The organism is Ensifer adhaerens, assembly GCF_001270265.1.
GTDB classification, from domain to species: domain Bacteria; phylum Pseudomonadota; class Alphaproteobacteria; order Rhizobiales; family Rhizobiaceae; genus Ensifer; species Ensifer adhaerens_B.
Genome location: NZ_LGAP01000029.1, coordinates 13,460 through 25,897, shown reverse-complemented (window position 1 = coordinate 25,897; position 12,438 = coordinate 13,460). Strand labels below are relative to the sequence as shown.

At 62.6% G+C, this 12,438-nt stretch carries 11 protein-coding genes; 6 read left to right on the top strand and 5 right to left on the bottom strand.

Annotated features, from left to right (window positions below):
- Positions 1-42: 42 nt before the first annotated feature.
- Together lysS and gltX are read right to left on the bottom strand one after the other, a co-directional pair.
- Positions 43-1,539: a lysine--tRNA ligase gene (gene lysS, locus AC244_RS28025; protein WP_053252108.1), complete on the bottom strand. Its 1,497-nt coding sequence runs from the start codon at positions 1,537-1,539 to the stop codon at positions 43-45.
- A gap of 10 nt (positions 1,540-1,549) precedes the next feature.
- Positions 1,550-3,007 carry a glutamate--tRNA ligase gene (gltX, locus tag AC244_RS28020; RefSeq protein WP_053252107.1) on the bottom strand — a complete coding sequence of 486 codons (1,458 nt, stop codon included), beginning with the start codon at positions 3,005-3,007 and terminating at the stop codon, positions 1,550-1,552.
- Positions 3,008-3,263: 256 nt separating this feature from the next.
- Here gltX and AC244_RS28015 point away from each other — a divergent pair, with 256 nt between their 5' ends.
- Positions 3,264-3,611, top strand: a complete 348-nt coding sequence (locus AC244_RS28015; protein WP_053252106.1) for an ArsR/SmtB family transcription factor — start codon at positions 3,264-3,266, stop codon at positions 3,609-3,611.
- Positions 3,612-3,847: 236 nt separating this feature from the next.
- Positions 3,848-4,228, top strand: coding sequence for a VOC family protein (locus AC244_RS28010; RefSeq protein WP_053252105.1), 381 nt, complete (start codon positions 3,848-3,850; stop codon positions 4,226-4,228).
- A gap of 285 nt (positions 4,229-4,513) precedes the next feature.
- On the opposite strand, the gene AC244_RS28005 is transcribed toward AC244_RS28010, so the two are convergent.
- The 3 genes from AC244_RS28005 to AC244_RS27995 all read right to left on the bottom strand — a co-directional run bounded on the left by AC244_RS28005 (position 4,514) and on the right by AC244_RS27995 (position 7,037).
- Positions 4,514-5,269, bottom strand: coding sequence for a TerC family protein (locus AC244_RS28005; RefSeq protein ID WP_053252104.1), 756 nt, complete (start codon positions 5,267-5,269; stop codon positions 4,514-4,516).
- A 113-nt stretch (positions 5,270-5,382) separates the two neighbouring features.
- The gene (locus AC244_RS28000; RefSeq protein WP_053252103.1) at positions 5,383-6,222 is read right to left on the bottom strand and encodes an AraC family transcriptional regulator; all 840 of its coding nucleotides are present in this window, start codon (positions 6,220-6,222) and stop codon (positions 5,383-5,385) included.
- A 110-nt stretch (positions 6,223-6,332) separates the two neighbouring features.
- Positions 6,333-7,037 (bottom strand): TetR/AcrR family transcriptional regulator, encoded by a 705-nt coding sequence (locus tag AC244_RS27995; protein ID WP_053252102.1) that lies wholly within the window; start codon positions 7,035-7,037, stop codon positions 6,333-6,335.
- Positions 7,038-7,194: 157 nt separating this feature from the next.
- Here AC244_RS27995 and AC244_RS27990 point away from each other — a divergent pair, with 157 nt between their 5' ends.
- From AC244_RS27990 to AC244_RS27975, 4 genes are all read left to right on the top strand, one after another.
- Positions 7,195-8,412, top strand: coding sequence for an HlyD family secretion protein (locus AC244_RS27990; RefSeq protein WP_053252101.1), 1,218 nt, complete (start codon positions 7,195-7,197; stop codon positions 8,410-8,412).
- A gap of 69 nt (positions 8,413-8,481) precedes the next feature.
- Entirely contained in the window at positions 8,482-10,071 is a 1,590-nt protein-coding gene (locus AC244_RS27985; protein ID WP_053252163.1) for a DHA2 family efflux MFS transporter permease subunit, read from the top strand.
- Positions 10,072-10,189: 118 nt separating this feature from the next.
- The gene (locus AC244_RS27980) at positions 10,190-11,305 is read left to right on the top strand and encodes a metallophosphoesterase (protein WP_053252100.1); all 1,116 of its coding nucleotides are present in this window, start codon (positions 10,190-10,192) and stop codon (positions 11,303-11,305) included.
- An 87-nt stretch (positions 11,306-11,392) separates the two neighbouring features.
- On the top strand, positions 11,393-12,430 hold the full coding sequence (locus tag AC244_RS27975; RefSeq protein ID WP_053252099.1) for a LacI family DNA-binding transcriptional regulator: 1,038 nt from the start codon (positions 11,393-11,395) through the stop codon (positions 12,428-12,430).
- The last annotated feature ends 8 nt before the right edge of the window (positions 12,431-12,438 follow it).

The window sequence follows — 12,438 nt, the reverse complement described above, 5'->3', positions numbered from 1 at the left end:
AATCGCGCCGGGCTTTTCTGTTTTGTGCCGTTATGGCCTTGATCAGTCGGCCTTGTTGCGGCGCGCCGGGAACAGGATGATGTCGCGGATCGACGGCGCGTTGGTCAGGAGCATGATCAGGCGGTCGACGCCGATGCCGAGGCCGCCTGCCGGCGGCATGCCCTGGTCGATGGCGTCGAGGAACTCGTCGTCGAGCTGCTTGGCCTTTTCGCCGCGCGCATGGGCCTGCTCGAGCTGCTCGACCATGCGGGCGCGCTGCTCTTCCGGATCGTTGAGCTCGGAGAAGGCGTTGCCGAGTTCCCAGGTGTTGCAATAGGTCTCGAAACGCTCGACGAGGCGCGGCTCGCCCGGCACTTCCTTGGCGAAGGGCGAGATGTCCTTCGGGAAATGCGTGACATGGGCCGGCTGGATCAGCGTCGGCTCGACCTTCTCTTCGAAGAGGAAGGCGAGGCACTCGCCCCAGGTCCAGTCCTTCTCGACCTCGAAACCGGCGGCCTTGGCGGCTGCGCGGGCTTCCTCGTCGGTCTTCATCGCCAGGAAGTCGATACCGGTCGCTTCCTTGACGGCATCCGGCATCGGCACGCGGCGGAACGGTCCCTTGAAGGAGATTTCCTTGTCGCCGAACATGAATTCGGTCGAGCCGTGGATCGACAGAGCGAGCTTGGAGAACAGCCGCTCGACGAGGTCCATGATGTCCTCGTAGTCGGCATAGGCCCAGTAGCACTCCATCATGGTGAATTCGGGATTGTGCCTTGTCGAGACGCCTTCGTTGCGGAAGTTGCGGTTGATCTCGAACACCTTGTCGGTCAGGCCCGATACCAGCGTGCGCTTCAGGTACAGTTCCGGCGCGATGCGCAGGTACATGTCGAGCTTCAGCGTGTTGTGATGGGTCTTGAACGGCTCGGCCGTCGCGCCGCCATAGACCGAATGCAGCATCGGCGTTTCGACTTCCATGAAGCCGTCGTCTTCCATGAAGCGGCGGATGCCGGAGACGATCTTGCTGCGCTGCTGGAAGCGGAGCTTGGATTCCTCGTTGGTCATGATGTCGAGATGGCGCTTGCGATAGCGCAGCTCGATATCCGAGAGGCCATGCCACTTCTCGGGCATCGGCAGCAGCGACTTCGTCAGCATGGTGATCGTCTGGGCGTTGATCGTCAGCTCGCCGCGCTTGGTGCGACGGACAACGCCGGTCACGCCGATGATGTCGCCGATGTCGATCATCGGTAGCAGCGCGCGTGCATCTTCCGGGGTGGTGTCCTTGTGGCTGAAGATCTGGATCTTGCCGGATGCGTCATGGATGTCCATGAACATGCCGGAGTTGCGCGACGAGTAGACGCGGCCGGCAACGGTGACGACGTCTTGCGTCTCAGTGTCCAGCTCGAGGTTTTCGTATTTCGCTGCCAGCTCGGCATTGGTCATCGTCCGGTGGAAATGCGCCGGATAGACGTCGCCGATCTGCTCGCGCAGCAGCTTCAGCTTCTGCGCGCGCACTTCCGTGACGTCGGAGGAGAGAGCTGTTGCTTCGGTCTTGTCGTTCATCGTCCTGTCCTTACTTTCCGCTGCCGGCCATCGAGGCGGCGACCTGGCCCGCAACCTTCAACCGCTGGCGCACGACCGAGCGGCCGAGCAGTTCCATGCTGTCGAAGAGCGGCAGGGAGCGCGACGAGCCGGAAACCGCGACAAACAGCGGTGCCAGCACGACCTTGAGCTTCTTGCCCATGCGGTCGGCGATCGCGCGCAATTCCGCCTCGATCGTTTCCTTGTTCCATTCGAGGATCTTTTCCAGATCCGGCTGCACCGTGTTGAAGATCTCGACCAGTTCTTCCGGGCTCGACTTGATCTTGGCGAAGGCCGCGGGCTCGAGGCCGAGGTCGGACTTCAGCAGGAAGTCGGCCAAACCAGGCAGTTCGCCGAGCTTGGAGATGCGCGACTGCGACAGCTTCAGGCCCTGCTTCAGGCGGTCGTTCTCGGACGCCCAGGCCAGCACCCGGCCGAGGAATTCGTCGTCGCTCAGCTTTTCGCGGATCCAGCGGCCGTTCAGCCAGTCGAGCTTCTGGATGTCGAAGATCGCACCCGACTTCGACAGGTTGTCGGGGTCGAACTTTTCGGCAAGCTCGGCCATCGTCATCAGTTCCTCGCCTTCGGCGATCTGGATGAAGAACAGGCCGAGGAAGTTCATCAGCGCTTCCGGCAGGTAGCCGAGCGCGGAATAATAGGAGATCGACGTCGGGTTCTTGCGCTTCGACAGCTTCGATTTGTCGGCATTGCGCATCAGCGACAGGTGCATGAACACCGGCGGCGTCAGGCCAAGATATTGATAGATCAGGATGTGCTTCGGTACGGACGCCAGCCACTCCTCACCGCGCGCGACGTGGGTGATCTTCATCAGATGGTCGTCGACGACGTTCGCCATATGATAGGTCGGCATGCCATCGGCCTTGAGCAGCACCTGCATGTCGACCGAATCCCACGGGATCTCGACGTCGCCATAGACGCCGTCGGTGAACTTGCAGGAACCCTCGGTCGGGATCTTCATGCGCACGACATGCGGCTCGCCAGCGTCGACGCGGCGCGTGACTTCTTCGGCGGTCAGGTTCAGGCAGTGGCCGTCATACTTCGGCTGCTTGCCGGCGGCGCGCTGCGCCTCGCGCATCTGCTCCAGCCGTTCGGGCGTGCAGAAACAGCGGAAGCCGTGGCCGTTCTTCTCGATCTGGCGAACGTAGTCGAGATAGATGTCCTTGCGATCGCTCTGGCGGTAGGGGCCATAGGGACCGCCGACGTCGGGGCCTTCCGACCATTCGAGCCCGCACCATTTCAGCGCGTCCAGCACCTTCTGCTCGAACTCCGGCGTCGAGCGCGTGGCATCGGTATCCTCGATACGAAGGATGAAGGTGCCGCCGTGCTTCTTTGCGAAGAGGTAGTTGAACAGAGCGATATAGGCGGTGCCGACATGTGGCTCGCCGGTGGGGGAGGGTGCGATGCGTACCCGAACTGCTGAATCTGCCATGGTCTTTGCCCGTTTGACGTGCTTCTCGCCCCTTGCCGGAAGACAAGTCCGACCGCCGGGCGCGCATTTTATGGGAAGGAAAGGCCCGTAGGGGTGCCGCACCAGCGGTATCGGCGGGCTATTCCAGTCGGCTCGCGTGAGACCATAGAACATGGAGCATGTCAACGGAAAGTGGATCACGTCGGTTTTTGTTGACACCGCCAATGGCTGGTTATATTGAACCGTAAGGTTATTTAACTGAAAGGTTTTTTAGAAAATGCCGGAAGATCGCCTGTCGACCACGCTCTCAGCCCTTGCCGATCCCACCCGCAGGGCCATTCTCGCCCGGCTCTCTCTCGGCGAGGCTTCGGTCGGCGAACTTGCGGAGCCGTTCGAGATGAGTCTGCCGGCAGTTTCCAAGCATTTGAAAGTGCTCGAGCGCGCCGGGCTGATCAGCCGCGGCCGCGAGGCGCAATGGCGCCCCTGCCGGCTCGAAGCGGCACCCTTGCGGGATGTCAACAGCTGGCTCGACAGCTACCGTCGCTTCTGGGAAGAGAAGTTCGATCGTCTCGACGCCTATCTGCAGGAGCTGCAGAAAGTGGATCCGGACGCAGAAAAGAACTGATCTCAGCGATCTTGCTGGCGCAGTTTGCCTGCGCTACACATCCCGTGTCGAAAAAGGCAGGACCGGATATGGTAAGCCCGGTCCCTTCGTGAGGCTGTCCAAGTCTTTGCGAAGCTCTGCTCGAACCTGATCGTTCGAACCCGCGGCGTGGTTCCGATGCATCCGCATCGGTCCGCGGCGGGGTGTATCCGGATCAGACGCAGTCCGCCGCGTTTCTCAAACACGGAGACTGCAACATGCGACTGAACCATCTCGATCTTCATAGCCCCGTCGTTGCCGAAACGGCGACGTTCTTCCTTGACCACCTTGGCTTCACGCTTGTCGAAACGCGTGGCAAGGATGCGTTTTATCGCCTGGCTGACGGTGCCGGCATGGTGCTCGTGATCAGCCCGCCGATTGCCAAGCTCGGCGGCGGCGACCAGGTCAGCCTCGGCGCCCAGACCTACCATATCGGCTTCCTGCTGCCCGAGAGGTCGCAGGTCGAAAACGCCTATCGGCGCATCCTGCCGAGCGGAATCCGCATGACCGAACCGGAAGAACGGCACGGCGCCTACGTCTTCTACATGGTCATACCCGGCAACATCCTGGTCGAGATCGGGCACCGTCCAGATGCCTGACGCATGGCGCCAGCCGGAACGATTTACCGGATGAGGCGTTATCCGATCGAGAGGCGCGGGCTGTGCCAATCGGACATGACGGAGGTGGCGAACACGGGAATTTTTCCGATTTCTTCCCGTGGCCAATGAAACGGCAGTCGGGCTCACTGACCCGTCCGGCTTGCGTCCTCACAAACTCCCGCAGCAAGGTGGCCTGCATCCCCTGTGATGCAGGCCTTTTTTCGGCGCAACGAGAAAGGCGGGACATTGCGCCCCGCCATTTCCATTTTTGTTCGTGGCAGCGCCTCAGTGCAGCTTGCCGGCTTCCTTTTTTCGCAGCCGCGCATTGCGTGCCACCATGTTGAGAACCTCGACCAGCGCCGAGAAGGCCATGGCCGCGTAGATGTAGCCCTTCGGCACGTGCAGGCCCATGCCTTCGGCGATCAGCGTCGTGCCGATCATCAAGAGGAAGGCGAGCGCCAGCATGACGATCGTCGGGTTCCTCTCGATGAAATTGGCAAGCGGCGTTGCGGCAACGAGCATCACGGTGACGGCGGCGACGACGGCGATGACCATGATCGGCAGATGCGGCGTCATGCCGACGGCGGTGATGATGCTGTCAACCGAGAAGACCAGGTCGAGCAGCAGGATCTGGCCGATCGCGGCGGCGAAGCTGTTGATTGCCGAAGAGGCGATGAAGTCTTCGCCGTGGTCGCTGGGGTCGACGCTGTGGTGAATTTCCTTGGTCGCCTTCCAGACGAGGAAGAGACCGCCGGCGATCAGGATCATGTCCTTCCACGAGAAGCCGTGACCAAAGGCCTCGAAGACCGGCGTGGTCAGCTTGACGATCCAGGCGACGGTGCCGAGCAAAGCGAGGCGCATGACGAGCGCCAGCGTGATGCCGATCCGGCGGGCCTTCTCGCGGTGTTCGGACGGAAGCTTGTTAGTGAGGATGGAAATGAAGATCAGGTTGTCGATGCCGAGAACCACCTCCATGACAACCAGTGTTATGAGGGCGACCCAGGCGGCCGGGTCCTGGGCAAGCAGCATTAAATCCTGCATCGGCGATCTTTCCTTGTCTCGTGGCGCGTCGTCGCGCAAGAATCGCGGCAGTATTTAAGCAGCATCGCGAAAGTAACAAGCGCCGCCGGCCATTTGCGGCGGCGCTTTACCGTTTACGATTTGATCGGGACCCAGATTTCGACCACGCCCATGCCCGAATGCGGATCGAAACGATCGTCATACCGCTCGATCAGGTCGGGCGTTTCACCATGCTGAAGGCCGGCCTCCGGCAGCCATGTGCCGAAGATATGGTGTGCTGTCGTCGCGATCGCCGAGATATGGCCGCGGTGCAGGAACACGGCATAACGCTGCTTCGGCAGCTTGATGGTCGTAAAGCCGGTGGGCAGGGCAGCGGTATCGTCGATCTCTGCCGCCGCCATGTACCGGAAAGTCCCGGCCTCGCCGTCGCTCTGGCTACAGACGCCATAGGCGACGTTGCCCTTCTGTCCCGGGATGTTGCTGAAGTGGGCGTTAAAACGCTGCCAAAGCGAGGGAATGCCTTCGGTCCGGCCGTAGGCGTAGGTTTCCGCCAGTCCCGCCAGCAGAAGCGGCGGACTGTCTTCGAAGCGTGGTGGGTCCAGTTTGAGGAGGCGGGTGTCGTCCATTCTGAGAGGCTCCGTCAGTTCGATATTCCTGAGGTGCCCTTGCTTGCGCACGGTTTCCGGCGTCACGCCGAACTGCTCGCGAAAGGCACGGGTGAAGGCCTCGTGCGAGCCGTAGCCCGCCTCGAGGGCCACCGCGAGAATGTTGGAGGAGCCGTCGGCAAGGCTTCGTGCAGCGCCGCTCAGGCGCCGCCCGCGGATATAGACGCTGATGGAGCGGCCCGTCACCAGTCCGAAGACGCGCGACAGGTGGAAGCGCGAAAGGCCGGCAGCCTCGGCGATCTCCTCCAGCGATATATCACTCGCGAAATGGCTCTCGATGAACCAGATCGCCCGTCCGATAGCACTCATGTTCACTCCCGTGGCAGACAGCCCATGCTCATAGGGTCTTGCCGCAAGGCGCGCTTGATCGCAATTGCTGGATTGAAGGATTGCCGGACGAACGGGCGGCTCGGCTTGGCTCAACCGGTCTTCTTGGGTCCGTAGGCGGCCATGAACACCCGGACGGCAGCGGCAACTGTGCCTTCGATCTGCTCGCGCGGCGGCGCCGAACACATGCCGCCGAACAGGCGATGCTTGAACAGCCCGGCCTGGGCCATCTCGATGAACTGCCGCGCGGCCACTTCGGTGTTGTCGATAGCGAGCGTGCCGGCCGGGACCTGCCTGTCGAGGTAGGTCTTGAGGACGGTATAGCCGTTTTCGGGCGTCTCGCTGAAGAAGCGTTCCGCCAGATGCGGCATGCGGTCGATCACGCCGATCACCATGCGCATGGAACGGATCGTATCCTCGGAGGTGATGCTGCTCGTCAAGGTGACGCCGAAATCGTAGAGCGACTCCTCGACGTCCTCGTGGTCGTTGAGGGCGTGCTTGGCGGTCTGGACCACCAGGGTCTTGCCCCTGATGATCAGCGCCTTGAACAGATCTTCCTTGTTTTCGAAATAGACGTAGAGCGTGCCCTTCGAGACGCCCGCCTCGCGGGTGATGTCGTTCATGCTCGCGGCGTCGAAGCCCTGGCTCATGAAGACCCGCCGGGCACCCTCGAGAATCTGTTCGCGCTTGGCAGGGTCTTCACCCGCCGCATGGCGTCCGCTGCCGGGACAAAGCTGCTCGTCCGCGCCGTTATCAGGCTGGATGGTCTCGTTTCGCTCGGTCTTCGCTGGTTCCATGATCGCCGTCTGTGCCGTCCCGTTCGCATTAATTTTCGTCCATCGAACCGCGTGGTTCGATTTCCTCTTGATATGCGACGTCAAAGCGATTAAGTCAAGCTTCCGATCGAACCGAACGGTTCAGTTCAGTCGCCACCCATTAACCAGGCCGGTACCCATGTCCGCATCCAAAACGTCCAGCGTTGCTCGCGTTCGCCCTGTCGGCGAGGATTTTGAAGTTCCGCAGACCCATGAGGCCGCGCCCGAGGCCAAGGGGGCGACTGCCGAGGCGCCAGCAGCGACGCAAGCGCCCGCTGTCGAGGCCGCTCCGAAAAAGAAGAAGCGCAGCCCCTTGCTGCCCGTCCTCGGCCTCGCTGCTCTCGCCGCCGCCGGCTGGTACGGCTATGACTGGTGGACCAATGGCCGCTTCATGGTTTCGACCGATGACGCCTATATCGAAGGCGACATCGCCACGATCTCCCCGAAGGTTTCGGGTTATGTCGCCAAGGTCGATGTCGTCGCCAACCAGCAGGTGAAGGCCGGCGACCCGCTCGTCACGCTCGACGATGGCGACTACCGCATCGCCGCCGAGCAGACCGAGGCGCAGATCGCCACGCAGAAGCTGGCGCTCAGCCGCTTCGACGCGCAGATCGCCGGTGCCAAGGCAAGCCTTGCCCAGGCAGAAGCCCAGAAGAAAGCTCTCGAAGCAACGGTGCGCGGCGCCGAACTCGCGCAGAAACGCGCGAGCGACCTCCAGTCCAAGGACGTCGGCACCGTTGCTTCGCGCGACAATGCTGACGTGGCGCTGGATCAGGCCCGCGCGAACCTCGTCGGCGCCGATGCCAACATCGCGGCGGCGAACGCCAACATCACTGTTCTGGCGGCACAGCGCACCGAGGCGGAAAGCACGATCCGCTCGCTGGAACTTGCCCGTGACAAGGCGAACCGCGACCTCGGTTTCACCGTGCTGAAGGCGCCCTATGACGGCGTCATCGGCAACGTCGCCGTCCAGGTCGGCGACCTCGTCTCTGCCGGTCAGCGACTGGCCGCCCTCGTCCCGGTCGACCAACTCTATATCGACGCCAACTTCAAGGAGACGCAGATCGCGCATCTGGTTCCAGGCTCGAAGGTCAAGGTCCACATCGACGCCTATGACGAGAACGCGATCGAAGGCACGGTTGCCTCGATCTCGCCGGCATCCGGTTCGGTGTTCTCGCTGCTGCCGGCCGAAAACGCCACCGGCAACTTCACCAAGGTGATCCAGCGGGTGCCGGTGCGCATCACGCTGCCGGCCGATGTGCTGGCGGAAGGCCATCTGCGGGCGGGCTTGAGCGTCGTCGTCGATGTCGACACGCGCACGGCGCCCGGTGAGACCAAAATCGCCGCCGCGAAATAATCGGGCCTGACGCGCCGGCGTGTTCGATGGAACGCGCCGATGCGCCTTTACACGCAGGGAGTGGCTCAGATGGCCGCAACGGCAACAGCAGGCTCGGTGGCGGCAGCCGCACCGAAGGTCGAGGAACACATGGATCCGAGAAGGCTGATCGCCTTCTTCGCCATGGTGGTCGGCATGTTCATGGCGATCCTCGACATCCAGATCGTTTCGGCGTCGCTTGCCGAAATCCAGGCGGGCTTGTCAGCCGGCTCCGACGAAATCGGCTGGGTGCAGACCTCCTACCTCATTGCCGAAGTCATCATGATCCCGCTGTCGGGCACGCTGGCGCGCATCGTCTCGACGCGCGTGCTGTTTTCGGTTTCGGCGGCGGGTTTCACCGCGGCAAGTGCGCTCGCCGCGACCGCCACCAATATCGACCAGATGATCGTCTACCGGGCGATCCAGGGTTTTATCGGCGGCGGCATGATCCCGTCGGTCTTTGCGGCCGCCTTCACCATTTTCCCGCCGTCGAAGCGCAACATCGTTTCGCCGATCATCGGCCTGATCGCCACGCTTGCGCCGACCATCGGCCCGACCGTCGGCGGCTATCTCAGCCATGCCTTCTCCTGGCACTGGCTGTTCCTGGTCAACGTCATCCCCGGCATCATTGTCGCGACACTGACCTGGAGTTTCATCGATTTCGACAAGCCGGAATTGAGCCTCTTTAAGAAGTTCGACTGGTGGGGGCTTGCCTCGATGGCGATCTTCCTCGGCTCGCTCGAATATGTTCTGGAAGAAGGCAACGCCAACGACTGGTTCAATGACGATCACATCGTCATGGGCGCCGTCGCCACGGTGATCGCCGCCGTGATCTTCTTCTACAGGGCCTTCAAGGTTGAATTCCCGGTGGTCGACCTCAGGGCGTTTGCAAACCGCAACTTCGCCTTCGGCTCGATGTTCTCCTTCGTCATGGGCATCGGGCTCTATGGCCTCACCTATCTCTATCCGCTCTATCTCGGGCGCATCCGCGGCTACGATTCGCTGATGATCGGCGAGACGATGTTCGTCTCGGGTCTGGCGATGTTCTTGACGGCGCCGGTCGCCGGCATCCTGTCGGGCAAGCTCGATCCGCGCGTGCTGATGACCATCGGCTTTGCCAGCTTTGCCAGCGGCACCTGGATCATGGGGCACCTGACGGCCGACTGGGACTTCTACGAGTTGTTCATCCCCCAGATCCTGCGCGGCGTCGGGCTGATGCTGTGCATGGTGCCGATCAACAACATCGCGCTCGGCACCATGCCGCCGGCGCGCATGCGCGGCGCATCCGGTCTGTTCAACCTGACGCGCAATCTCGGCGGCGCTGTCGGCCTGGCGGTGATCAACACCATCCTGACCCAGCGCCAGGACCTGCACTATGCCCGGCTTTCCGAGCATATCCAGTGGGGCAACCCGGAGGCGATGGAGCGGTTCAACAACATGGCAGCGAACTTCAACACCCATGGCCTTGACGGTGCGACCATCGCCATCAAGCAGCTTGCGGCGATGGCGCAGAAGCAGGCGATGATCCTGTCGTTCGGCGACGTCTTCGTCATCCTGACGGTGCTGTTCCTGTCGCTGATCCTGGGGGTGATGATGATCAAGAAACCGCAAGGTGTTGGCCCAAGCGACGGCGGCCACTAGTTCCGTTTGCACGGTTTACGCGATCGTCGCGTTGCTGCACAATCCGGCCGGAAAAACAATCTCCGGCCGGTCCCGATCTTCGGTCTGGCGCCCTGGCCGGCTGAAAACGGGGTCATTCATGCAGTCATTGGGACGGTTCGGCATTTCCCGGCGTTCCTTCCTTGTCGGTGCGGCTGGGGCGAGCGCAGCGCTGCTGGCGCCGGCGGCGCGGGCAGCGGTACACCCGCCCGTTGATGCCACCTTCCTGTTTTCCAATGATATCCACGCCTGCCTCGTCTCGACCGAAGGCCTTGCGCCGAACTGTGCGGCGGAGGGCAAGACCGACGAAAACCTGCTTCGTCACGTCGCGGCGCTCAATGCTCTGGCGGCAATGCATTGGCCGGAAACCGTTGCCGGTCAGCCGAGTGGGCTCGGCAGCGCCCGTAGGCGGATCGGCAGGCCGCTCGGCCTGGTGCTGGGTGGCGACGTCACCGACGACGGCGGCGGACAGGTGCACCAGCCGCGCGAGGGCCGGCAGCTGCAGCAGTTTTCGAGCCGTTACCAGGAGGGACCCGGTGCCGACCGCGTGCACTTCCCCGTCTATGTCGGCCTCGGCAATCATGACCTCGATCAGGACGGACCGCCGCCGCATGTCGACTGGTATCGTCGCGAGCTGCGCGACTATGTCGAGCTCAACCATCGCCAGACGGTGTTCTACAAGCCGCCGGTGCCGGTGACGAACTATGACCCGCTGTCGGACTGCTACTCCTGGGATTGGGGCGGGCTGCATCTCGTTCAGCTCCAGCGCTTCGGCGGCGACGTCAGCAAGGGAGCCGTCGATGCGCTGCCGTGGTTGAAGCAGGATCTGGCGTCCTATGCCGCTGACGGCCGACCGGTGATCCTGTTCCAGCATTATGGCTGGGACGCCTTCTCCACGGAAGTCTGGGACGCCGCCGCCAGGACCTTCGACGATCAGGGCGACGGCCCGCCGCACTGGTGGAGCATTGAGCAGCGCCAGGCACTCGTCGGCGCGATCAAGGGCTGCAATGTCATCGGCCTCTTTCACGGCCACCAGCACGAAACCGCGATGATCTATCGCCGCGAAGGGCTAGATCTGTTCAAGCCGAAGGCTGCCTATATGGGCGGTTTCGCCCTCGTGCGCGTGACCGACGGTTTCATGGATGTGGTGCTTGCCGAGGCCGGCAAGGGCCACGGCGAGATCGTTTTCACGCAAGCCTTCAGCAAGCGTTTTTAGCCGCGAAAACAGCGGTTGGTTTTCCTCCGTGCATTTTTGATTTACGTACATCAAAAATTCCTCTAAGGCAGTTTGCGGGAGGAAATGATGCGCCCTACAGTTCACGATATCGCTGCAGAAGCCGAGGTCAGTCTTGCGACCGTCGATCGGGTTTTGAACAATCGCCCTGGTGTTCGGAAGGTCACGCGCGACAAGGTCGAGCGCGCCATCGCGACGCTCGGTTATATCAGGGACGTGGCGGCGGCCAATCTTGCCAAGAGCCGCAGCTATCCGCTGATCTTCATCCTGCCCGAGGGTGAAAACGCCTTCATGCGCGGGCTTGAGGCCGAGGTCCAGTCCGCCAGAGCCCGCTCCGCCGTCGAGCGGACCGATATCACCATTCTCTCCGTTCCCGCCTTCGATGCGTCGGCACTGGCCGAGGCGCTCGACGAAGCGCGCCGGCGGGAGCCTGCCGGCGTTGCCGTCGTTGCCGTCGAGGCGCCGGAAGTGGTGGCGGCCGTCGGGCGGCTTCGCGCAGACGGCATCGCCGTCGTCACGCTCGTCTCGGACCTGACCGGTTCCGAGCGCGATCATTTCGCCGGTGTCGACAATATCGCCGCCGGGCGCACGGCCGGCAGCCTGATGCGGCGTTTCCTTGGTGGCCGCGACGGTCCGGTGGCAATCGTTGCCGGCTCGATGCTGGTGCGAGACCACAGGGATCGGCTTGAGGGCTTCAGCGCTGCCATGAACGACAGTGTGGCCAAGCGGCATCTGCTGCCCGTGGTTGAGGGGCACGATGACCCGTCCGAAGTCGAGAAACTGGTGCAGGACCTGCTGGTGTCGCACGCGGACCTGGCCGGCATCTACAGCCTCGGCGCGGGCAACCGTGGCCTGATCGCGGCGCTCGAAAAGGCCGGGCGTCAGGCCGAGATCTGCGCGATCGCCCACGAGCTGACGCCGTACAGCCGTGCCGCACTCGTCTCGGGCACCATCGATGCGCTGCTCAATCAGGATGCGGGGCACGAGGTGCGCAGCGCCATTCGCGTGCTGAAGGCGCGCGCCGATGGGCTCTCGATGATCGAGGCACAGGAGCGCATCCGCATCGATATTTTTCTGAAGGACAACCTGCCGGTCGAACCGGCGTAATACTTTGA

Bases quoted from the DNA above. Each gene is read 5' to 3' on its own strand.
- AC244_RS27980 (WP_053252100.1), top strand. From the start codon at position 10,190: ATGCAGTCATTGGGACGGTTCGGCATTTCCCGGCGTTCCTTCCTTGTC.
- AC244_RS27995 (WP_053252102.1), bottom strand. From the start codon at position 7,037: ATGGAACCAGCGAAGACCGAGCGAAACGAGACCATCCAGCCTGATAAC.
- AC244_RS27990 (WP_053252101.1), top strand. From the start codon at position 7,195: ATGTCCGCATCCAAAACGTCCAGCGTTGCTCGCGTTCGCCCTGTCGGC.
- AC244_RS28000 (WP_053252103.1), bottom strand. From the start codon at position 6,222: ATGAGTGCTATCGGACGGGCGATCTGGTTCATCGAGAGCCATTTCGCG.
- lysS (WP_053252108.1), bottom strand. From the start codon at position 1,539: ATGAACGACAAGACCGAAGCAACAGCTCTCTCCTCCGACGTCACGGAA.
- AC244_RS28015 (WP_053252106.1), top strand. From the start codon at position 3,264: ATGCCGGAAGATCGCCTGTCGACCACGCTCTCAGCCCTTGCCGATCCC.
- gltX (WP_053252107.1), bottom strand. From the start codon at position 3,007: ATGGCAGATTCAGCAGTTCGGGTACGCATCGCACCCTCCCCCACCGGC.
- AC244_RS27985 (WP_053252163.1), top strand. From the start codon at position 8,482: ATGGCCGCAACGGCAACAGCAGGCTCGGTGGCGGCAGCCGCACCGAAG.
- AC244_RS27975 (WP_053252099.1), top strand. From the start codon at position 11,393: ATGCGCCCTACAGTTCACGATATCGCTGCAGAAGCCGAGGTCAGTCTT.
- AC244_RS28005 (WP_053252104.1), bottom strand. From the start codon at position 5,269: ATGCAGGATTTAATGCTGCTTGCCCAGGACCCGGCCGCCTGGGTCGCC.
- AC244_RS28010 (WP_053252105.1), top strand. From the start codon at position 3,848: ATGCGACTGAACCATCTCGATCTTCATAGCCCCGTCGTTGCCGAAACG.